This window comes from Leyella stercorea (assembly GCF_021531355.1).
In the GTDB taxonomy this organism is placed as follows: domain Bacteria; phylum Bacteroidota; class Bacteroidia; order Bacteroidales; family Bacteroidaceae; genus Prevotella.
The window spans coordinates 1-21,614 of the sequence record NZ_JADYTS010000052.1 but is presented as its reverse complement, the minus strand read 5'-3'; the positions used below and the strand labels follow the sequence as shown (position 1 = coordinate 21,614).

The window sequence follows — 21,614 nt, the reverse complement described above, 5'->3', positions numbered from 1 at the left end:
CCCTTGTTGTATTATATATATTATAGAAGTGTTATCAGTAAATATGGTATGATTACACTTTATTCAAACTCTACATCGCCGAAGAAGTCGGGACGGTGGAAATCAGGCTTTGGCAGGTCTATGGGGAATAGTGAGAGGAAGTGCGGATGCGGCAGCATATCGCCACACTTATACACATTGCCCTTCACGTGCAAGCCGTCGAAGCTCTTAAGGTTGTGACGATAGTAAGCCTCAACGGGCACAGCCAGACACAACTGCCATGTACGCTCGCCCTCAATGTTATTAAACGGCTCACGACCCATTGTCGACCAGCGCTGCACCTTGTCCAGAACATCCTGCTGAGCACGCTCACGTCCTTCACGACTGGGACCAAAACCGATGAGCAGTGTGCCGGCTGCATTGCATTCCATATTATAATATGTTCCGTCAGCCACTGGCGAGAGGAACAGCTCGCAGCACGAGTCTTCCCAAACGTTACCGTCGTCGTGCGGTGCAACGGCACGCACGCACTCTTCAGTGACGCGATAGTTCACGAGCAGCTGGCTGCCATTGTGAGCCATACGCACCTCAAACTTTGGCTTGTAGGGGAAATCCGCAGCCCAGCAGTGGTTGTCTACCGGAACGAACTCAATCTGAGCCTCGTCCATAATACGGCAAATCTCAGCCGCCTCGACCGAAGCAGCTGAGATTTTCTTTATGTTCAATGCTTTATGCATAGACGTAATTGGGATTAGAGGTTGTTCTTCTCGATATCCTTGAAGTAGCGGTATGTTCCAACCTTGAGTTCCTCAGTAGCAGCCTCGTCAGCTACGATGATACCGTGCTGGTGCATCTGCAGAACAGAGATTGTCCACATCTGAGTAACCGGACCCTCAACAGCAGCCTGGAGAGCGCGTGTCTTGTTGTGGCCATTAACGAGAATCATTACCTCGCGAGCTGACATTACAGTACCTACACCTACAGTAAGAGCAGTTGTCGGAACCTTCTTCACGTCGTTGTCGAAGAAACGAGAGTTGGCAACGATAGTGTCAGTTGTAAGAGTCTTCATACGTGTACGTGATGTGAGTGAAGAACCCGGCTCGTTGAAAGCGATGTGGCCGTCAGGACCGATACCACCGATGAAGAGGTCGATACCACCAGCCTCAACGATCATCTGCTCGTAGCGTGCGCACTCAGCCTCCAAGTCCTCGGCGTTGCCATTGAGGATGTGGATGTTCTCCTTCGGGCAGTCAACATGGTCGAAGAAGTTCTTAGCCATGAATGAGTGGTAGCTCTCCGGGTGTGACTCGGGCAGACCTACATACTCGTCCATATTGAAAGTGAGGACATTCTTGAACGAAACACGACCCTCCTTGCAAGCCTCAGCCAAAGCACGGTACATACCGATTGGAGAAGAACCTGTAGGCAGACCGAGCACAAATTTGTGATCGGGTGTCGGATTGAACTTGTTGATACGCTCAATTACATGCTCAGCAGCCCACTTTGAGAGCTGATCATAATCCTTTTCAATAATAAGTCTCATAATATCTTTGTTTTAATAAAATTTGATTAGCATTTTTGAAAGCGTGTCCCGAAGTCACATCGGAACACGCTGTTTGATTGTTGTAGTAGTTGTAACTAAATAAGCAGTCATTTGTTAGTTGAAAATCGGTTTTTCCAAACTAATACGACTTGACGCCCACTTTTCATGCAGGCGTCACACTTCATAGTTTGTCTTAATCCATACAAAGATACTCATTTAATCAGTAACGCCAAAGATAATCGAACAAAATTAGTTGTTTAACATCAATTTTTAAGCACAATTTCGTATTTTTGCACCATTCATACATTCCCCTACACCCTATGGCATGCTGTTTGTGCCAAATTAATCGGAAGAAACACTTCACATTGAAGTGATATATTAAAATTATTCAATAACATTAGAATTTAAGACATTATGGTTTATACAAGTAATCCGTGCCCTCGTGCCGAGAGCACACAAAACAACGAGCGCGAACGCAAAATCTACCGTGTCACGATATATGGAGCCGTGGCAAACATACTGCTCTGCCTCTTCAAACTGCTGGCTGGCATCATTGGACGCAGCTCGGCAATGATAGCCGATGGCATCCACTCGCTCAGCGACCTTATCACCGACTTCATCGTTATTGCCTTCGTGCGTATATCGAGCAAGCCGCAAGACCGCGGACATGAGTACGGACACGGCAAGTATGAGACTCTCGCTACAACCATTATCGGACTGATGCTGCTGTTTGTAGGTCTTGGCATCATGTGGAACAGCATCACTCAGATATGGTCGTGCCTTAACGGTGACACGCTGCAGTCGCCAGGTTGGATAGCGTTCGTGGCTGCCATATTGTCTATAGTAGTCAAGGAGGCGTTGTTTCAATACACGCGCAAGCAGGGCAGACAGTTGCAGTCGCAAGCTGTCGTAGCCAACGCATGGCATCATCGCAGCGATGCCCTCTCGTCAATTGGCACGGCAATAGGCATCGGTGGAGCCTTGGCGCTCGGTTCACACTGGATCATACTCGACCCCATTGCAGCCCTTATCGTGAGCGTTCTCATCATCCACGCATCCATCGAACAGTTGCGCCCGAGTCTTGGCGAACTGGTGGAGAACTCTCTGCCCGAACCTGTTGAAGAAGATATTATCAAGACCCTACTCTCGTTCGACGGTGTAAAGGATCCACACAATCTGCGCACACGCAAAATAGGCAACCGTTCCTCTATTGAGGTTCATGTGCGTATGGACGGACAGATGACTCTCAACAAGGCTCACGACATTACTCGTGCCATGGAAAAGAAACTGAAGGAACAACTCGGTGATGGAACATTCGTGATAATACACGTCGAACCTATTAAATAAGGTTCTGAACTTTCATAAGTTCAATAAAAAAAACTTTGCCTATGTTTTTTCAAAAATAATCATTGTTTTGCTTAGTTTCTCGCTTTGCTCAACTGTATATAGGATATATGACACAGGAAAAGGACATAGAACAGATGTTTCGGCGGCATTATGAGAAGATGTACAATCTGGCCAGATACATTCTTTCGAATGACGACGAAAGCAAGGATGTGGTGAGCGAAGTGTTCACGCAGATTCTTGCAGATGATGTGGTCCTATTGCCTGAGAGCGAGGAAGGCTATTTGATGCGAAGCGTACGCAATCGATGTCTAAACCTGATTGCTCACAAGAGCGTGAAGGAAAGGGTGGCGAGACTGTTGACTGATGATGCCGATGTTATTCTTTCAGAAGACACCGACGAGCGTCTCGAACAGCTGTTGCTTCTCATCGACGACCTTGAGCCTCCAATCCGTAAGCTTATCTTCCGTCTGCGCTATCTACAAGATAAGTCGTATAAGGAGGTGGCTGATGAAGTGGGAGTGAGCAAGGTGACGGTGTTCAACCATATCTCTAAGGCAATGGATTGGATTAAAGAACATATAAAATGAGCAAAACAATGACTAACATGAACAAAGACGAAAAACGGCTTATGCTCTTTGACATGCAGGAGCATCCCGATAAATATACAGACGAGCAAATAGAACACTTGCTTACCGATGAGGAAGTGAAGGAGTTCCTACGCGACTTGGCTATGGCGAGAATGGCTGGCAAGAAAGCCACGCCAAAGAAGGTTGACGTGGATAAGGCTTGGAAGGAGTTTTCTAATAGTTCTTATCGCAGCCGAATGAAGATTGCCGCATCCATCGTGGGCGTCATCTTTCTTTCGGGTGTGGCTTTGGCTGCTGTGCAGAACGGTTGGTTTAAATTCTCTACTTCTGACAAAGCAGTAGAGAACAAAGCTGCTACAGAACAGACTGCCAACTATAAACAATTAACCAACGACAGTCTTAAAGCTATAACGACAGAGCCTAAGGACTCGCTCGACATGAAGCCAGTGGTGTTTGACAATGCTGAGTTAGGAACCATTCTTATGCAGATGGCTGACTTCTATCACGTCAAGGTGGAATATATGAATGCCAATACACAGCACGTGCGCCTCTTCTTCAATTGGAACAAGACGAAGACTTTGGAGCAGAATATGGAGCTGTTGAATGCTTTCGACCGCATACAGATAGAATACGTCGAAGGAATATTAATAGTGAAATAAGAAGGGAGGACATCTTATGAAAAACATATTCAAGACTACACCCAATAACAGCAAGACCATCAGCCTGTTCCTCCTCTTCTTCCTGCTGATTTTGGTTCAGTATTCTTACGCCCAGCGCATCACCCGACAATATAATAATGTGTCGTTCTCAGAGGCATTGAAGGACTTGAATGCACGTCAGCATAAGTACACCATCAACTTTGTGTACGATGAGTTGGAGGACTTTAAGGTGACCAAGAGCATCCGCAACTCGAATGTTCCTAATGCCATTATGCAGCTGATAGGCTTCTATCCTATCAGGATGACGCAGGTGGAGAATAATATTATGGTGGAATGCACACAGAAGTCAACATTTCGTTATAAGGGACGTATTGTTGACGAGAGAGGCAATGCCGCTGAATACGCAACCATAGCCTTGCTGTCGCCCATTGACTCCACAATCGTAGGTCATGGAGTGAGCAATGAGAATGGCAGTTTTGTAATTCCTTGCAATTCCCGAAAAGTGTTGGCACGTATCACATACATTGGTTATAAGACAGTCAGTCGTATATACAACAATACAGAGATGGGGGTCATCAAATTGCAGCCTGAAACGATGATTATCAAGGGAGTTGTAGTGAAGGGTGAAAGACCTCAGTATAAAATGTCGCCTGGAGGAGTGGAGGTTGCCGTAGAGCATACCTTGCTTTCTAAGATGGCAAACACTTTTGATGTCCTGAATCTGTTGCCCCGTGTCTCTGTTGATGGACAAAAGATATCCGTGTTTGGTAAAGGCACACCGATTGTTTATATCAACAACAAGCGTGTGAATGACAATAATGAGATTGTAAACATCACTCCCGACAACATCAAGTCGATTTCCGTGATAACAAGTCCTGGGGCAGAATATGATGCCGAGGTAGAATCGGTAATTCGTATCCGTACCAAAGAGCGGCGTGCCAATGGGTTCAGCTTGCGTGCAGATGCTTTTGGTAAATACAACAAATGGATGTCGGATTACGAGCTTGTCAGCACCCGGTATCAGACCAAGAAATTCGAGATAGCCAATAGTTTATGGACGGGGGACTCTCATTTTGGTGAGGATAATCTTCTGAACACCGATATCAATTTGCCCGACAAGCATTATCACAACGACCAGCATTTTAATTCGGATGCCAATATCCGCTTCTTGTCGGAAAAACTCTCAGCCGACTATTCGCTCAACGACAGCAATTCCATTGGTGGCTCTTATCGCTACTATGGCATGTTGAATGGCAGGACGAAAGGTAGTAGCCAACAGAATGTATTTCTGAACGGTGTGGCACAGGGCAGCATTGAGCAGAATGAGGTTGGAAAGCCTCACCTTGGTTCACATGAGGCAGAAATCTATTATGTGGGAAAGATAGGACAGGTAGGCATCGATTTCAACGCCACATACTATACGGTCAATAACAGACGTAGTGACGAGATTATTGAAAACAGCAAGGAGTTGGGTAATCAGGAGGTACACTCAAGCAATCGTCAGAATAGCGATATGTGGGCAGGCAAGTTGGTTGTGAATATTCCTTTGTGGAAAGGAAATATGTCTGTAGGAACGGAGCTGTCGAAGACCGACTCTCATGGAACGTTCCTGAACGAAGAGCAGTTGGTGCCATCTACAGAGACGGATATCCATGAAAGAAATGTTGCTGGCTTTGTGCAATATGGACTGTCCCTCAGCAAGTGGAACATTGGTTTGGGTGTGCGTTTCGAGAATATCATTCGCGACTATTTCTCTGGTGGAGTAAAGCAGGATGATGTAAGTAGAAGATACAGCAACTTCTTTCCTAACCTCAGTATTTCATGGAACAAAGGTAACTGGAATTGGCAGTTGAATGTCAACGAGAAAATAAGTCGTCCAAGTTATCGACAGTTGGGCAACTTCATGCAGTTTGACAACCGTTTCCTTTATGAAGGCGGAAATCCTACCTTGCAACCGGAGAAGGTGTTCAATGCTGAGGCAATGATGATATATAAATGGCTGAATGTTTCCGCAGGTTATAAATACCTGAAGGATGTGATAGAGTGGACCAAGTATATCTATCCTGGAAAGGAATTTGCTTATAGTACGTCGTTGAATTTCGACCATAAGCAGCTGCTTTATGCTTCTGTCAATGTTTCGCCAAAGTTCGGCATCTTCCGTCCTACGTGGGGATTCAATTATAACCAGCAGTTCTTCGACACCAAGAAGTATGGTGCCAGCAAGGCATTAAGCAGACCTTTGCTGTCTTGTTCGCTCAACAATAATTTCGCTCTTTCAGAAACCATGAACGCAGCTATCAGCCTGAATGCAGCAACACCCAATGCAGATGGATTTCTTATGAGGAAGAGTAATTACAGCGTCGATCTGCGGTTCGACAAGTCGTTTGCCAATCGCACATGGATCATTTATCTTTCTGCAAATGACATATTCAAGACTACAAAGGAACGTTGGACGATGTACGGACTGGGAGCGGGTACCACAAAAGACTGCTACTACTATACTCGTAGCATCTCCCTGCAGGTTACGTATAATTTCAATGCCAAGCGCAGTAAGTATAAGGGCACAGGAGCCGGCAATGAAGAAAAGAGCCGCTTGTAGTTTTTGTTAGGAAGAAACTCTCTTAATAAACAACAAATATATGACAATCGGTCAAGCGAAGCGTTATCAACGAAAGGTTGACGAGCTACTTTGCTTGACCGATGTCTTTTAGAGGAAAACTCCGTATAACGGCATATTGGTGATGTTCTTTTGTTGGCGGTATGGCAGCATAGAATAGCGTATGGCTGATATGTCAGGATGTTCCATTAGATAGTTGTGCAATGAAGTGGCCTTTATGCTTGTTCCGCCCTTTACCTCTATAGGCAATATGGCACCATTGCGTTGAACAAGGAAATCCATTTCCATACGAGAGGTATCGGAACTGTAATAGTAGATGTGATAGATGCCCAACGCAAGTAACTGTTGAAGAACATATTGTTCTGTGAACGCTCCTTTATACTCTGTAAACACGTTATCGCCAAGCAACACATCCTTCGCAGCGGTATCTGCCATAGCCCCCATCAGTCCACAATCGCATAGATAAAGCTTGAATGCCGACAAGTCTTCATAAAACTTCAATGGCAATTCCGGCTTTGTCACCTTTGTTATCTTATACACCAAACCAGCATCTACCAACCATTGTATTGCCAGTTCAAACTCCTTGGCTCTGCCACCTTTCTTCAATACACCATACACAAACTTCTTGTTCTCTTTAGATAGTTGACCCAATATCGACTGCCATACCATGTCTATGCGTGGCACCTCTTGCGTAGGAGCATGCTTGGAGAAGTCGCTGGCATAGTTGGAGAGTATTTCGTTCTGTATAGTGCGCACTTGGTTTAGCAATTTGTTTTCCACATACGTCTTCACTACTTCAGGCATTCCACCCACGTAATAGTATTGGCGCAAATAGTCTTTCAACTTTTCGTGGAACGCATTCATTAACTCGTAGTCCTTGCTGTACATTAGTTTAAGCAACTGGTCTTCGCCCATAGCCATTAGGAATTCTTCAAAATCCATAGGGAACAGACGCATTGTCTGTACCTTGCCTACTGGAAAGGATACACCTGCATGCAAGGCAACACCTAATAGCGAACCTGCCACCACTATATGATACTCTGGAGCATCTTCGCAGAAATACTTCAATGCTTCCAATGCCTGTGGGAATGCTTGCACCTCATCCAAGAATATAAGAGTCTTGCCAGGGATTATATCCACTCCAGTCAAAGCACTTAATCCTCGAATGATTCTTGCAGTATCAAAGTCGCCTACATATATAGCATGTAGATTCTCATTCCTATCACAACTGACGTAAGCAAGATTATCAAATTCATTCAGACCGAATTCTTTTAGAATATAAGTCTTTCCACATTGTCTTACTCCATTTAATATCAATGGCTTATGATGCTCTTGATTCTTCCATTCAACAAGTTGGGTATATATCTTTCTTTTCATAGATTTACACTTTTAGACATATGATAATGTCAGAATATTACACTTTTGGACACATGATAACAGAAAAATTATACATTTTCTGACATATAAAATCATCACAAAGCTACACTTTTCGACACATACGACCAAATAAACATAGAAAAACAATTAGGTTATTATATTTTTTTAAGCATAATAACCTATCTTTTTTATTACCTTTGCCTAAAATAGGCTACAATACTTTTCCAAAAAGAAAACACGAATATTTCTTCATTTTAGGGGTAATTGATTTCCGGAAAGCTTGTCTATAAAAGTAGAAACAAGAAGAAAATGACATAATGACTGAAGATAATGAACAGCAGATGGAACAGCTGTTTCACGACCATTACGAACGGATGTATCGCTTTGCCTTTGCCTTGCTACATGACAACGATGTGGCGAAGGATGTGGTGAGCGACGTGTTCTCAAGGTTGTGGGATAAACAGCTGATACCTGACCAGGCTTATCTGATGCGAAGCGTGAAGAATGCTTGCATCAATATTATTGCCAAGAAGAAACGGGATGAAAGGCTTAAGCTGCTTCTTCCTCTCTCAGAAGAGAAACTGACGGAGGAAGAGCCTTACCGCCTGGAAGAACGATGGCAAGCTACGGTGGATTGCATCGACAATGACTTGACCAATCAAACAGCTTCCGTTATCCGATTGTGCTATCGCGAAGGCATGTCGTATAAGGATACAGCAGAAGAATTAGGCATCAGCATCTCGGCTGTGAACAAGCACATCGTGAAAGGTTTGCGAACGCTCAGAGAAAAGTTGAAAGGAAAGTAGCATAACGTTTTTCTATTGTATGAAGACGTCCTTACAATAGAAACTCTAAAATGAAGAAAAGAAAATGAAACAAGAATTATATAGTATAGATTCACAGAAATGGGATATGCTCCTCGAACTCTTGGAGCATCCTGAAAGGTATTCCGAAACCCAAAAGGCAGAACTTTTGGGCGATGAGGAAATGAATGAAATCTATCAGCAGATGGTTGAAACCAGACAGGCACTTGATTTCGACAAGTCGAATGAAGAAATTAAGATGCCTTCGGTTGATGAAGAATGGAAGAAGCTGAAAGAGGAAAAGCTGAAAAGTACCAAAGTGGCTTTTCTTTGGAGTCCAATGAGAAAGGTGGCTGCCGTTGCTGCTGTACTTGTCGTCTCTGGCTTCGCCTTTGCAGCCATTCATCTGGTTACACACTCTCAGCAGTCATCCGAAAAGAACGACACCGAACTCGTGGCATCTGACGATAATTCTGCACAGCAAGTCTCAGCTTCACAGAAAACATATACGGAAGAGAAGACTGACACTGCAAGTATTGCCAAACTCCCATTGGTTTATGAAAACGCTGAGCTTCAGAATATATTGACCCCTATCGCCAAGCATTTCCATCTTAAGGTGACTTATCAAAACGAGTCGGTTCGCCATATCCGTCTATTCCTGCAACTGAGGGAGGATATGAGCATAGATGATATCATCACGCTGATGAATCATTTCGAGAAAGTGAACATTCGTCGTGAAGGTCAAACGCTAATAGTGGAATAAGATGAAAAGATTAAGATACGTTATATTGCTCGTGGGCTTGATGAGTATTTCTCTTCACTCTGCTTATGCCCAACGCATCACCCACAACTTCCGCAACACTTCGATGTCAGAAGCTCTCACCGTCCTTGCCAAGAGCACAAAGGATTATCACATCAATTTCATATATGATGAGTTGGAGGACTTCACGGTTACCACTGATGTGGTGAAGCGAACCGCTCCTGATGCCATCAGGCAAATCATTGGTTTCTATCCGATGAAGATGACGATAGATGGCGACAATATATTCGTGGAATGCACGCAGAAGTCATCTACAAAAATGATTGGTCGCGTAGTTGACAGCAATAATCGCCCGATAGATTTTGCCAATGTAGCGTTGCTTAATGTGGGTGACTCTTCATTGATAAATGGCGGTGTGACGAACGAGAACGGTCATTTTGTGATTCCATGCAAAGCCCGTAAGGCAATAGTAAGGGTGAGTTGTGTGGGCTATCAGACCGTATTCCACTCATACAATACCGGTATGATAGGAGCAATCGTTCTGCATGAGAATACGATAAACCTTAAAGGCGTGAAGGTAAAAGCTATGCGCGAGAACATAAAGTTGGGACAGGAGGGTATGCTTGTTGATATAGAACACTCCGATCTTAACAAGATTGGTACAGCAACTGATGTGTTGCGCGAGATGCCTCGTGTTGATGTCAGTTCGGATGGAACGGTGAATGTGTTTGCCAAAGGTTCGCCGCTTATCTATATCAACAACCGACAGGTGAGAGATCTCAACGAACTGCATCAACTGAAGTCGGATAATATAAAGAATGTAGAGATTGTCACCGCACCAGGTGCTAAATATAATGCAGAGGTTAAGTCCGTAATACGTATCAATACAATACGCCGTCAGGGCGAAGGATGGAGTGGCGAGAACTATACTACTACAATGTTCAACAAGTGGTGGGGTGGTTCGCAATACATGTCGTCAATATATCGTACTAATAAGGTAGAAGTATTTGGTGAACTATGGGGTTCAACGACACCCGGAGGTGAGGATAATGTATTGTCTAACGAAATCAATGGTACGAAGAATATATTCATTGAACAGGCAGCACCGCTTAAGTATCGTTCAAAAGGAGCCGGAGCTAAGGCTGCCTTTGCTTATTCCATAGATGATGACAATACATTTGGATTGAGCTACGAAAATCAGTCGGGTTTGGGCAAAGGAGAGACGACAGGCTCTTATCAGAAGATAATGGAAGATGGAATGCAAACAGCATTCGTAAACGAAGCAGCCAGTATGAGGGATTGCTTTAGTCCAACACATAACGCCAATGCATATTATGTGGGTAAGATAGGCAAGTTGGGTGTGGACTTCAACGCTACTTATTTCTGGAAAAAGAAAGGTAGGACGATGTCAATCAAAGAGAGCAGCGTAGATATTGAGAGTCGCGACGTTCATACACGCAATAGACAACATAGTGATATGACTGCTGCCAAACTCATTCTGTCTTACCCCGTTTGGAAAGGAACGCTAAGCGTAGGCACCGAATTTACATCATCACGTATTCGGGGCGAATATACTAATGCCGAGCAATATGTCGCTGCGTCGAATACAAAGATAGAGGAACAGAACATTGCTGGCTTTGCTGAGTATGGCTTGAAGTTTGGCGACTTCTCGGTAAATACAGGTGTAAGATACGAGCATGTAAAGTCCGATTATTATTCTTTCGGGGATTGGCAGACTGAGCCGAGTCGTAGATATTCCGATTGGTTCCCTTCTGCTTCTATGTCATGGAACAGAGATAAATGGGCATTGCAACTTGCTTATACATGCAAGACTCAGCGACCCAGCTATAACAGTCTGCGTGATGAGGTGCAGTATGATAATCGTTATACTTACGAGGGTGGAAATCCTTATCTCCGTCCATGTATAACAAATAATATTGACTTGAATGTGGTGTACGATTGGTTGTCGTTCAATGCCGGCTACAACTATATCGACAAGCCGATGGTATGGGTAGCAACGCTCTATCAAGGCAAGGACATCGTATTTCTGCGCAATGTCAACTTCAATCATAGTCAGGATGTGTATGCGTCGATAGTGGCTTCGCCCCGTTTTGGCTGGTATAATCCTATGGCAGAGATAGACTACACACAGTCGTTCTTGTGTATTGACGGTTTCGATATCAACAAACCGTCAAACATACCATGCTTCAACTTCCGTCTAAACAATCGTTTCAACATAACGCCCACACTAAAGGCGTTCTTGAATATGCGATATAAAACAAGCCGACTTTATGATATTCAATATTCCAAACAGTTCGCTCAAGTGGACGTGAAGTTCACAAAGTCGTTTCTCAACGACGCTCTTGTGATAGGCGTTTATGCCAACGACTTGTTCAAGACCGATAAGGAACGTTGGACAATGTATGGTAACCATAATGTAATGACCAAAGACTGTTATGGCTATACACGCTGCGTGGGTATGACCTTGTCGTACAACTTCAATACTGCAAAGAGCAAGTACAAGGGTAAGGGTGCTGGTAATGCAGAGAAGAGCCGCTTGTAGCGTTGGGGTTATAGAAACTCTCTATTAAAATACAAAGATTTTTTATTTTATAATGCCATTATCCGTATCTCGCAGGTTTATTCTCTTTTCCGCCGACCTATGCTTGCTGCCTCGGCTCAGTCGCCATGAGATGTTCAAAGAGATCAGATTGCCGTTGGTCTTTGAGTAGCCTACAGTATGCTTATGGATATTTCGGTTGAGCAATTCGTTCTCGTACGACTTGTAGTTTTTGTTGAATGGATTTGCCCATGACAACGAGAACTGCAAGTCGCGCCATGTGTAGGATGCTTTCAATACAGAATAGGCTCCGTTGTAGCCTTTTGATTCACCCTCCAAGAATCTATTGCCGTTGTCAACATAACCTTGCAACGTGAAGTGCCCGAGATAAGCCGTGATGCTGCTTGCATAAAACCATGAGGTGTAGCAATGTGTATAGTCGTAGCCGAAATTGAAGCATCTATATATTACTCCATTGGCTGCAATTTGGAGTTTTTCGGGCAAGAGCCAATAGCTGGCGTATGCATAGACATCCAGTACATCAATCTCCTTTTGGTTTATCTGGGTATAAATAAACTGATTGTCGTCCGTTCGCTCATAGTGAGCCATATTAGGTTTTAGACATTGTTTATAATAACCTTCAACGAATGTCTGCAAGCGACTGGTGTTGTATGAAACATGTAGGCGATGCTCAATATCGTGCGAAGGTTTCAGATCGGGATTGCCTACTGTCCATTCCATACTGTTTGTGCGAACCATAGCATTGCTCGTCATGGCTATGCGCGAGACTTTGTCCTGCATCCCAAAAGTATATCTCAGCTGCATGCTGTTATTAATCTGATATGTCAGAGATGCCTTTGGGTGGAAAGTCCAGAAATTATATCTGTGACCGTTCTGAGTGTAATGAATGTAACTTGCGCCCACACCCAATGCGTAGCTAAATGGTTGGAGCATGCCCTTGATTTCGACAAAGGCATATAGGCGGTTGTTGTTGGTCTTAGTCAAAGAGGAAGCATCACCAAGATAGTCGTTCTTGATGTACTTATAACTGTTATTCAAGCCAGTTGATAGAGTGAAAGGCTTCAGCCGATTCTCGTAGATTATCTCAGTAAGCAGAGAAGCAGTCTTGCCATCTACATTATATTTATAAGGTGTGCCCTCGTCATAATAACTGCTTGTCTGTGTGGAGATATACGTGGCTACAGCATTTGCGGTAACAGACTGACATGGCGTGAGCTGACGGAAGAAGTAAATATCCAATACGGGCGAATAGCTCTTGTCTTTCGCTCTACTTGTTGCTTTATATTGACGAGTGCCGTCCACAATGTCCTTAACAGTATAATTGTCGGGAGCGTTGTTGAATGCTCCGCCCAATGACGCCTGGAAGACAGTTGCCGTTGAGTCTGCCCAGTTATAGGTTAGTTTTGCGTCATGCGATATGGATTTACGAAGCGACTCCACATCGTTTCGCTCAATAGTATAGACATTGCCATCTGTCAAGGTGTAATCTGCCGTCTGCCTGCTCTTTTCGCCTTTGGTTTTATACCCGCTCACGTCATACGAAAACGATAATTCGCTCTTGCCCTTGTTCCATTTACCATACACCATACCGTCGCCTTGCAACGTGGTAAGTGCCGAGGTAAGGTCAGTGCCAACGGTATATCCGCTCCCGTTCCTGCGTGTTACGATATCTATGACATAGGCTATGCCGTCACCATAACGAACACCGGGATTGTTGATGAAGTCTATCTTGGAGATGTCCTTTGGATTGAGAGCCAACATCTCCGGTTTGCCAACCACAATACCATTTATTCTAATTTGAACTCCTCCCCTATTGTCGATGGCAGTAATAGAATGGCTGATGTTGTCGATACGAAGATTGGCAAGTGTGAGTTTCTCAAGAATGCTGTAGCCATTGTTAGAAGCTTGCTTCTGAGCATCGGTAGGATAGATTATCATACCGTCTGCCTTGTTCACAACTTTGGCTGCTTTTACTGTCACTTCGTCGAGCGTTATAGTCTTCTCCACATCCTGAGCATAAGCACAGAATGTGGAAGAGAGAATAAAGGAAAGTGTAATCAATCGTTTCATTTGCACCATGTTTTTTGTTTTTGGTGCAAATTTATGTTCTCCTTGCAAGAAAGCCAATTATTCAGGCTGACATCCCCCTGACAATTGGCTGACAAAAAGCCTATCTATTTGATTTTCAAGCTATAGCTCTTGCCTCTGTCCGACTCTATCTTCAGCATGCTATTAGCTTCTATAATAGGTTTTATTCGTCTTATCAAAGTGTAGAGCGTGTCATTGGCATCAGGCTTCTTGGGCCATAACTGGTCGCAAATCTCCTGCTTGGATAGTGTATGAGTGTCGGCGGTTATAAACATCTTGAGCAAGGAATGCTGCATAGGTGTAAGACGTATCTGCTCGCCCGATTGCGTCATGAACATATCGTTATGATATACTATGCCCCCATACGACAGACCTTGCACTATCAGCTCTGGTCTATTCCTCCTGACGTACCACAGACTGCCCAATAGCCACAGCATTCCAACCATGAGAAGAGAACCCGAAGCCTTCTGGTCAGACATCATGAATGTAGTGGCAAAGCTACAGTTAGCCTCAGCCACAAGCTTTGTCTCCAGGCGTCCATTCCTACGCACAGTACGCATGGCAATGCCTGCCGTATCTTTCAATTCGGCAATGGTGAGGCAGTTGCGATAGCAACGTATTGTATCTGTAGTGACCACATTGTCAGGCATCTTTGCCAGCACCTGCTCCAATGCACGATTAACGTCCTGCGCTATCAAGCCTTTAGTTCTGTGATAGCTGTTAATGCCTGTGCACAAAGCACAAAGCATAAGAAAGCAGAATACTATGTATGGAAGTATCTTCATAATATCGTCATCAGTTTAAACATGTTCAGAACAACTCAGAATGCGAACCGAAACGAGAGAGTATTATGATTTCTTCTCCATCGGACGACTGTTCTATCCAAATTAAGAGAGAATCGTTTTCAACATGACATTCCAAGGCTCCCTTGTAGTTGCCACTCAAAACGTGCGGTCGTTTTTCTTTAGGTATAGGTTGACCATTAGCCAACAATTCAACGACCTTAAAAAGTTCCATAAGTGTTTTAGGATTGTTTTGGTATCTTTTTAGATCTTTCTTGAATTTTGTTGTTCGCCTAATCTTCTTCATTTCCTAATATTGAGTTTACGAATGCATCATAACTGCTCACGTCAACGGCTTTTGTATGACCATGACGCGCCTCTTCAATAGCAGCCAAAGTTTCTTCATTCGGTTTTGCAGCAGAATTGCCAAGCGCATTTATGAGAATACATTCCACATAATTGTTGAGACTTCTATTTGCTTGTTTTGCTTGTTCCTTCAAAGCAGAAAGCACATCAGCCGGCAATCTGAAAGAAGTTGAAATTCTCAATGATTTTGTTTCCATAATCTTTCGTTTTTTTGATACATACAAATACAATACATTGCAATGCTAATGTAATACATTGTAATGCAAATATAGTGGAATAAAATGGAGTGAAGTCATAAATCACACATTTTAACGTTCTCTCCGTCAAAGATAGCATTACTTATAACAATACTATACTGATATTATATGACTAAAGAAAAGGAAAGAAAAGTATTGTGATTTGGGGAAATAATCGTAAATTTGGACTTGGAAACTAATTATTTAGGAACTATGGTAGAGACAAACAATAGAAGATTGCCAGTAGGCATCCAGTCTTTTGAGGAAATAAGACAAGGAGGATACCTTTATGTTGACAAGACAGATATTATCTGGCAACTTGCCAATGAGGGAAAGAAGTATAATTACCTGAGCCGCCCACGCCGCTTTGGCAAGTCAGTGCTTGTCGATACACTCGAAGCCTACTTCACTGGCAAGAAGGAACTGTTCGAGGAATTGAAGATAATGCAATTGGAAAAGGAATGGGTGAAGCGACCTGTCATCCGACTCGATATGAGTCGTGCAGGAGCAGAGCCTGATACCTTGCGCTCTTATCTCAATAATACTTTCAGAGAATATGAAAATGAATATTCATTGATTCCTGACCCTACAGATAGTCTTGCCGACCGCTTCAATACCATAATCGTCAAGGCGTATGAGCAAACCGGACAGCAAGTGGCTATCCTCATTGACGAATACGATTCTCCATTGCAGCATTCATGGAAGACTCCTCAGCACGAAGCATGTACCAATATCTACAGAGAGGTGTTTGCCATATTGAAAGCTGACGACAAATACGAGAAGTTTGTCTTTATCACTGGCATCACCAAGTTTACACAGATTTCTCTCTTCTCTGTACTAAACAATCTGAGCAACATCAGCTTTGAACCGGAATATGCTGCCATCTGCGGCATTACCAAGGAAGAGGTGTTGCGTGACTTCAAGCCTGAAATAAACAAACTGGCAGAATATGAAGACTGGACATTCGATGAAGCCGTAGCACAGTTGACCGCATACTATGATGGCTATCATTTCAGTCGCCGCAATATGGTGGATGTATTCAATCCTTTCAGTCTCATCAATGCATTGGCTGATTCTGACCTTAAGAACTACTGGGCTTCATCCGGTGCAACCTCGTTATTGCCAAAGTTTGTGGATGACATGGAACTCAAACTCGGAAAATATGACCCTTGCACCATCCTTCGCCAAACCATTGAGACTTCAGATGTGACTGGCGGTGGAGCAGAACTGTTCCTATATCAGTCTGGTTATCTTACCATTAAGGATTACCAGATGGGAGTTTATATTCTTGGCTTCCCTAATCAAGAAGTAAGACAAGCACTTTACGAAACTGTATTACCAGCTCTTACCTTAAGAAATAATAGTGAAATCCAATCAGTACAATCAAGTCTGTTTCTTGCGCTTCAACTTGGCAATCTCCCCGAAGCCATGAAAAGCCTGAAAGCCCTAATTGCAGATGTTCCCTACAGCAACAAGAAGCTTGCAAGCATGGACATGGAAGAACGCTACCGCCTTATACTGAGCACCATATTCAATGCCATCGGTTGTCGGGTGGAAGTAGAGAAGATGATTGCTACGGGCAGAATTGACATGGTAGTGGAAACTACCAACTTCATCTATGTCCTTGAACTGAAGCTAAGCAACAACGGCGGTATTGACGCAGCGACCGAGCAGATTAGAGCAAAGCAATATATCGAACCATTCAAGGCTGACAAACGCAAGATAACAGCTCTTGCCATAGAACTTGATGATAAGGGAAAAGGACTGGTAGATTGGAAGGAAGTGTAGATACAGACTATTATATACCTTCGCTCCAATAAATCAGCTTCCCGTCAATTCGTTCGGATTTCATTACTACAATTCTATCTACCGATATAGATATTTCTGGAATGTCTATATCGGTAATTATATTGGTAGGTTGTCTGACCAGAGAGTTGCCATAAGGGCAATAGTTACCCATCACACCTTTCGCCTTCAAGGTGTTCTGTATATCGACAAGAGTCTTTTTAACCTCATCGTTGAAACGTATTGCTACAAATATTCGAGCCATATTGTACTCTTTTACTTTAACCACATTTTAACGTTCTCGCAATAGACATCAAAGATTGCACAACTTGCAACATTATAGTCGCTAAGTTGTTCGGGAGATACCCGCAGAAATGCCAATTCATAAAGGGGTACGGTTGAAACGACTCCCTTGAACGTGGGGTGTGATTACATGTCATACCCTTTTGTTCTAAAAAGCATTTTTGTGTAGTTTACGATGCTACGTTTTACTGTTTCTTGACTTCTTAAACGCAGTTTTTTCATTGGTTATGCCGTGTTTCGAGATAAAAACGCTATCTTTACAGTGTAAAATATGATACCAATATCAAAAATAGTACTCTAATAATTCGTCAACCAATCCAACGAGAATAGCCAATACCTTTCAATCTGCACAAGGAGTAACCATAAAAAGAGACACTATAAAACAATATATTGACTATCTGAAAGACTCTTTCTTGATTGAAGAAGCCTTACGCTATGATGTGAAAGGCAGAAAATATATTGGTACCAAGACGAAATACTATTTTGCAGACATCGGCATTCGTGCAGCCATTCTAAACTACCGCCAACAAGAGGAAACGCACATTATGGAAAACATTATCTATAATGAGCTTCGCAGTCGAGGATATAATGTGGACGTAGGATTGGTTGAACTTGGTGGTAAGGATGAGAACGGTAAGTTTGTCAGAAAACAGTTGGAGGTAGACTTTGTGGTGAACCGCCCTCCATACAGAGTGTATATCCAATCGGCTTTTCACATGCCTACGCCAGAAAAGGAACAGCAAGAACGTCGTCCATTATTGTCAATCAATGACCACTTTCGTAAGATTGTCATTGTTGGGGATGATATTCATCGCAAAGAAGATGAACTCGGCGTGTTGACTATTGGGTTGTTGGATTTCTTGACGGACAAAGATTTACTTTAACTGGGATAAACGTAATAATGATATTTTTAGCGAATACACAAATCCAGTCTTTGGTCAGTTGTCTATTATGAAACAATTCTCTAGAAAATCAGTTCATAAGGACAATTAACCACAGAAATCCCGAAGACATTCCTACATGGAACATCTTCGGGATTAGTATTTCGTAGTATTTAAATTTATTACTTTACTGCAATCTTGATGGTCTGATTGCCCATTTTGGCAATGACAACAGATTCGGATACGGCTTGTGATGCTGTGCCATTGACAGCCTTGGCAGCACCCAGCTGCTTGCCGTCTACTGTATAGAAGCGTACAGTCTCGTCATTGTTGAGACCCGAGAGCGTTACGATACCGTCGTTTGAAGTGACGATGATGCCACGAGTGGCTGTCTGATTGATATTGGTGGGGTTGTTCTGCAGATTGGCTTCCACCCAATAGAGGGTTGCCGTAGCCTTGTCAGAAGGCTTGTAACCGTCGGCTGTGGCGTAAGCCGAAATGTTGTAAGCTGCCGAAAGCTTTACTATGCCGTCCTGACTATACGTATCCGATGCCATATCTGTGTCGGTAATTGTGTAGTGATACTCGGCGTTGGGTGTAGAGCTGGCAAAAGTCAACTTGCCCTCAGCATATGAAATAGTAGGTACTGCGCATTGCTTGTTAGGCTTCTCTTCGCCTGATTCCTCATCCTTTGAAGCATAAATATAAGAATACTTGCTACCCAATGCATCCTTATAGTCCTGGAGATAAGCCTTGGGAACGTAGAAGATGCAAGTAGATTGCAAGTCACAATCTATAGTGTTTCTGGGGAGAGTGCCCTGGAATGTGGCTTTTTCAAGTTTGGAACTATAGCTGTATCTATTATTAGTTGATTATCAGTATTATACGCTCTAAACGGTAGAAAAGTGATTGTGTGGATTCTGTTTAGATACGAAAAGGTAATAATTTAACGTATTTAACTTTCGATTACACCGATATTACCCCAAAGTGTATGATGTTGGGCGATTAGTAGAATGAGCAATTCTTCTTGGAGAGACAGGCATGATGGAGCTTACTTTGTTCTCCACTATTGAACGGTGGCAGCAGGCATTTCGTAACAGTGTCAAAGACGTTATTCAAGATTCTAAGACGATTGGTTGCAAGCCAAAGTAATACGATATGAGCTTGCGTATCCTTACTTCTTCCCTTTTGTTGGGAAATTGCCGTCAGGCTGTATTCAAAAAACGCTTGTGTTCAAATAAATCTGCAAGACTTATCTGGACACAGGCTTTTTCATGTTCAATTTAATCTTTGATAAAAATGACAACAGGAGTAATATACGCTCGTGTCTCCAGTATTGGTGACAGACAGAGCACGGAAAGACAGGTCAAGGACTTGTTGGAGTATGCAAAATATAAGGGTATCGAAGTCTGCAAGGTCTTTGAGGAACACATCTCTGGCGCAAAGAAGAATGATGAGCGTCCAGTGTTGTGTGAGGCAATGGAATACTGCAAGGCAAACCGCATTGGGATCCTACTTGTCAGTGAACTGTCAAGATTGGGTCGCAATGCGTTTGAGGTGCTTGCCTCTGTCAAGGAGCTCATTGACTGTGGCATCAACCTCTACATACAAAAGGAACAATTTACATTATTGGACGATGAAGGGCATCCGTCCCTCTTTGCTCCTATAATGATAGCCACGCTTTCGACCTGTGCGCAATTGGAACGTGATAATATCTCATTCCGATTGCAGTCAGGAAGGAAGCGGTATATAGAGAAAGGTGGAAAACTCGGACGCAATGTAGGCTCTGTAAAAACGGCAGAACAGATGAAAGCCGAATATAGGGAAGTAATAAGTTTACTCCGCAAGGGATATTCCATTCGGGATGTGGCGAAGTTAAGTGGAAGGGCCGTGAGTACGGTGCAACGAGTTAAGCGATTAATAAAAGTACAATCACAGCAATAATACTATTGATTTTACGTTCTTTTCAAAGAAAGGGGTTGTGCAATAGTGGCTTAAAGGCTAAAAGCACTACCTTTGCATACAATAATAAGTAACAACACGTTTAAGGTCACAATTTGTGACCTTAAAAATAAAGATAGAAATATGGCAGATAATATAGAACATCAAGATAAAGGAGAACTGGTCGCAAATTGTGACCAGTTACAAAATGATGAAGTCGTAGTTACCACTCCTGTAGAAAGTCGAATAATGTCTATTCGTGGAAATCAAATTATGATAGATAGAGACTTGGCTGAACTTTACGGAGTGGAAACTAAAAGATTAAACGAGGCTGTAAAACGTAATATAGAACGTTTCCCTGAGCGTTTCCGTTTTCAACTAACTAAGGAGGAAATGGCTGAACTGGTCGCAAATTGCGACCGGTTCAATAGTTTGAAGCACTCAACAGTTCGTTCATATGCTTTCACGGAGCAGGGAGTGGCTATGCTCTCCACTGTTCTTAGAAGTGAAACCGCAATTCGTGTAAGCATACGAATTATGGATGCATTTGTTGCAATGAGACGTTTCATGGTGACAAATGCAGAAGTTTTCCAACGTCTTTCAACAATGGAGTACCATCAACTGGAAATGCAGCAACATCAGCAAGAAACAGACAAACGCATTGACGAGGTATTCCGCAGATTGGACGAAGGTAATGCAAAGCCGAAACAAGGTGTGTTCTACAATGGTCAAATTTATGATGCCTATACTTTCGTGTCCGACTTGATTAAGAGTGCGAAGAAACGTATTGTTCTTATCGACAACTATGTTGACGAGACAGTATTGACATTGCTCGATAAAAGAGGAAACGATGTGTCTGCCGTAATCTATACTCAACAAATAAGCCGTCAGTTCCAACTCGACATTGACCGTCATAATGCTCAATATGCACCGATTGATGTTGAAACATTCCGTTTATCACATGACCGCTTCCTTTGTA

The 21,614-nt window shown here is 43.1% G+C and carries 19 protein-coding genes and 1 pseudogene; 11 read left to right on the top strand and 9 right to left on the bottom strand.

Features of this window, described 5'->3' with window-relative positions:
* Positions 1-59: 59 nt before the first annotated feature.
* Positions 60-704: a carbohydrate-binding family 9-like protein gene (locus I6E38_RS10840; RefSeq protein ID WP_235394020.1), complete on the bottom strand. Its 645-nt coding sequence runs from the start codon at positions 702-704 to the stop codon at positions 60-62.
* A 26-nt stretch (positions 705-730) separates the two neighbouring features.
* The gene (gene nagB / locus I6E38_RS10835) at positions 731-1,522 is read right to left on the bottom strand and encodes a glucosamine-6-phosphate deaminase (protein ID WP_235394019.1); all 792 of its coding nucleotides are present in this window, start codon (positions 1,520-1,522) and stop codon (positions 731-733) included.
* Positions 1,523-1,936: 414 nt separating this feature from the next.
* On the opposite strand from nagB, the gene I6E38_RS10830 reads away from it, so the two are divergent.
* The 4 genes from I6E38_RS10830 to I6E38_RS10815 all read left to right on the top strand — a co-directional run bounded on the left by I6E38_RS10830 (position 1,937) and on the right by I6E38_RS10815 (position 6,714).
* Positions 1,937-2,869, top strand: a complete 933-nt coding sequence (locus I6E38_RS10830) for a cation diffusion facilitator family transporter (RefSeq protein ID WP_235394018.1) — start codon at positions 1,937-1,939, stop codon at positions 2,867-2,869.
* Positions 2,870-2,976: 107 nt separating this feature from the next.
* Entirely contained in the window at positions 2,977-3,456 is a 480-nt protein-coding gene (locus I6E38_RS10825) for a sigma-70 family RNA polymerase sigma factor (RefSeq protein WP_235394017.1), read from the top strand.
* A 17-nt stretch (positions 3,457-3,473) separates the two neighbouring features.
* Positions 3,474-4,115, top strand: coding sequence for a DUF4974 domain-containing protein (locus tag I6E38_RS10820; protein ID WP_235394016.1), 642 nt, complete (start codon positions 3,474-3,476; stop codon positions 4,113-4,115).
* A gap of 16 nt (positions 4,116-4,131) precedes the next feature.
* Positions 4,132-6,714, top strand: coding sequence for a TonB-dependent receptor domain-containing protein (locus I6E38_RS10815; protein WP_235394015.1), 2,583 nt, complete (start codon positions 4,132-4,134; stop codon positions 6,712-6,714).
* A 108-nt stretch (positions 6,715-6,822) separates the two neighbouring features.
* Here the strand turns inward: I6E38_RS10815 and I6E38_RS10810 are convergent, their stop codons facing one another.
* The gene (locus I6E38_RS10810; protein ID WP_235394014.1) at positions 6,823-8,109 is read right to left on the bottom strand and encodes an ATP-binding protein; all 1,287 of its coding nucleotides are present in this window, start codon (positions 8,107-8,109) and stop codon (positions 6,823-6,825) included.
* Positions 8,110-8,426: 317 nt separating this feature from the next.
* On the opposite strand from I6E38_RS10810, the gene I6E38_RS10805 reads away from it, so the two are divergent.
* From I6E38_RS10805 to I6E38_RS10795, 3 genes are all read left to right on the top strand, one after another.
* Positions 8,427-8,915, top strand: a complete 489-nt coding sequence (locus tag I6E38_RS10805; RefSeq protein WP_235394013.1) for an RNA polymerase sigma factor — start codon at positions 8,427-8,429, stop codon at positions 8,913-8,915.
* A gap of 64 nt (positions 8,916-8,979) precedes the next feature.
* The gene (locus tag I6E38_RS10800) at positions 8,980-9,675 is read left to right on the top strand and encodes a DUF4974 domain-containing protein (protein ID WP_235394012.1); all 696 of its coding nucleotides are present in this window, start codon (positions 8,980-8,982) and stop codon (positions 9,673-9,675) included.
* Between the two features lies 1 nt (position 9,676).
* Entirely contained in the window at positions 9,677-12,235 is a 2,559-nt protein-coding gene (locus I6E38_RS10795) for an outer membrane beta-barrel family protein (protein ID WP_235394011.1), read from the top strand.
* Positions 12,236-12,277: 42 nt separating this feature from the next.
* Here I6E38_RS10795 and I6E38_RS10790 read toward each other — a convergent pair whose 3' ends face one another.
* The 4 genes from I6E38_RS10790 to I6E38_RS10775 all read right to left on the bottom strand — a co-directional run bounded on the left by I6E38_RS10790 (position 12,278) and on the right by I6E38_RS10775 (position 15,686).
* Positions 12,278-14,323, bottom strand: coding sequence for an outer membrane beta-barrel family protein (locus I6E38_RS10790; protein WP_235394010.1), 2,046 nt, complete (start codon positions 14,321-14,323; stop codon positions 12,278-12,280).
* A gap of 104 nt (positions 14,324-14,427) precedes the next feature.
* On the bottom strand, positions 14,428-15,126 hold the full coding sequence (locus I6E38_RS10785) for a helix-turn-helix domain-containing protein (RefSeq protein WP_235394009.1): 699 nt from the start codon (positions 15,124-15,126) through the stop codon (positions 14,428-14,430).
* Positions 15,127-15,151: 25 nt separating this feature from the next.
* Positions 15,152-15,430 carry a type II toxin-antitoxin system YafQ family toxin gene (locus I6E38_RS10780; RefSeq protein ID WP_235394008.1) on the bottom strand — a complete coding sequence of 93 codons (279 nt, stop codon included), beginning with the start codon at positions 15,428-15,430 and terminating at the stop codon, positions 15,152-15,154.
* Positions 15,417-15,686, bottom strand: coding sequence for a toxin-antitoxin system protein (locus I6E38_RS10775; protein WP_235394007.1), 270 nt, complete (start codon positions 15,684-15,686; stop codon positions 15,417-15,419). The genes I6E38_RS10780 and I6E38_RS10775 overlap by 14 nt, the downstream gene beginning before the upstream one ends.
* Before the next feature lie 252 nt (positions 15,687-15,938).
* Here I6E38_RS10775 and I6E38_RS10770 point away from each other — a divergent pair, with 252 nt between their 5' ends.
* Positions 15,939-17,513: an ATP-binding protein gene (locus I6E38_RS10770; RefSeq protein WP_235394006.1), complete on the top strand. Its 1,575-nt coding sequence runs from the start codon at positions 15,939-15,941 to the stop codon at positions 17,511-17,513.
* A gap of 10 nt (positions 17,514-17,523) precedes the next feature.
* On the opposite strand, the gene I6E38_RS10765 is transcribed toward I6E38_RS10770, so the two are convergent.
* Positions 17,524-17,775, bottom strand: coding sequence for a hypothetical protein (locus I6E38_RS10765; RefSeq protein ID WP_235394005.1), 252 nt, complete (start codon positions 17,773-17,775; stop codon positions 17,524-17,526).
* 343 nt (positions 17,776-18,118) lie between these two features.
* Here I6E38_RS10765 and I6E38_RS10760 point away from each other — a divergent pair.
* Positions 18,119-18,697: pseudogene (locus I6E38_RS10760) on the top strand (DUF4143 domain-containing protein); the annotation flags it as partial.
* A 179-nt stretch (positions 18,698-18,876) separates the two neighbouring features.
* On the opposite strand, the gene I6E38_RS10755 reads toward I6E38_RS10760, so the two are convergent.
* Complete coding sequence (locus I6E38_RS10755) at positions 18,877-19,479, bottom strand: hypothetical protein (RefSeq protein ID WP_235394003.1); 603 nt, start codon at positions 19,477-19,479, stop codon at positions 18,877-18,879.
* Positions 19,480-19,993: 514 nt separating this feature from the next.
* On the opposite strand from I6E38_RS10755, the gene I6E38_RS10750 reads away from it, so the two are divergent.
* Together I6E38_RS10750 and I6E38_RS10745 are read left to right on the top strand one after the other, a co-directional pair.
* Positions 19,994-20,638 carry a recombinase family protein gene (locus I6E38_RS10750; protein WP_235394002.1) on the top strand — a complete coding sequence of 215 codons (645 nt, stop codon included), beginning with the start codon at positions 19,994-19,996 and terminating at the stop codon, positions 20,636-20,638.
* A gap of 141 nt (positions 20,639-20,779) precedes the next feature.
* A partial coding sequence (locus I6E38_RS10745) for an ORF6N domain-containing protein (protein WP_235394001.1) occupies positions 20,780-21,614 on the top strand: 835 nt, incomplete at its 3' end.

What these genes read in the sequence shown, in the direction of transcription:
- nagB (WP_235394019.1), bottom strand. Translation starts at nt 1,522, where the DNA reads ATGAGACTTATTATTGAAAAGGATTATGATCAGCTCTCAAAGTGGGCT.
- I6E38_RS10830 (WP_235394018.1), top strand. Translation starts at nt 1,937, where the DNA reads ATGGTTTATACAAGTAATCCGTGCCCTCGTGCCGAGAGCACACAAAAC.
- I6E38_RS10825 (WP_235394017.1), top strand. Translation starts at nt 2,977, where the DNA reads ATGACACAGGAAAAGGACATAGAACAGATGTTTCGGCGGCATTATGAG.
- I6E38_RS10820 (WP_235394016.1), top strand. Translation starts at nt 3,474, where the DNA reads ATGAACAAAGACGAAAAACGGCTTATGCTCTTTGACATGCAGGAGCAT.
- I6E38_RS10815 (WP_235394015.1), top strand. Translation starts at nt 4,132, where the DNA reads ATGAAAAACATATTCAAGACTACACCCAATAACAGCAAGACCATCAGC.
- I6E38_RS10810 (WP_235394014.1), bottom strand. Translation starts at nt 8,109, where the DNA reads ATGAAAAGAAAGATATATACCCAACTTGTTGAATGGAAGAATCAAGAG.
- I6E38_RS10805 (WP_235394013.1), top strand. Translation starts at nt 8,427, where the DNA reads ATGACTGAAGATAATGAACAGCAGATGGAACAGCTGTTTCACGACCAT.
- I6E38_RS10800 (WP_235394012.1), top strand. Translation starts at nt 8,980, where the DNA reads ATGAAACAAGAATTATATAGTATAGATTCACAGAAATGGGATATGCTC.
- I6E38_RS10795 (WP_235394011.1), top strand. Translation starts at nt 9,677, where the DNA reads ATGAAAAGATTAAGATACGTTATATTGCTCGTGGGCTTGATGAGTATT.
- I6E38_RS10790 (WP_235394010.1), bottom strand. Translation starts at nt 14,323, where the DNA reads ATGAAACGATTGATTACACTTTCCTTTATTCTCTCTTCCACATTCTGT.
- I6E38_RS10785 (WP_235394009.1), bottom strand. Translation starts at nt 15,126, where the DNA reads ATGAAGATACTTCCATACATAGTATTCTGCTTTCTTATGCTTTGTGCT.
- I6E38_RS10780 (WP_235394008.1), bottom strand. Translation starts at nt 15,430, where the DNA reads ATGAAGAAGATTAGGCGAACAACAAAATTCAAGAAAGATCTAAAAAGA.
- I6E38_RS10775 (WP_235394007.1), bottom strand. Translation starts at nt 15,686, where the DNA reads ATGGAAACAAAATCATTGAGAATTTCAACTTCTTTCAGATTGCCGGCT.
- I6E38_RS10770 (WP_235394006.1), top strand. Translation starts at nt 15,939, where the DNA reads ATGGTAGAGACAAACAATAGAAGATTGCCAGTAGGCATCCAGTCTTTT.
- I6E38_RS10765 (WP_235394005.1), bottom strand. Translation starts at nt 17,775, where the DNA reads ATGGCTCGAATATTTGTAGCAATACGTTTCAACGATGAGGTTAAAAAG.
- I6E38_RS10750 (WP_235394002.1), top strand. Translation starts at nt 19,994, where the DNA reads ATGACAACAGGAGTAATATACGCTCGTGTCTCCAGTATTGGTGACAGA.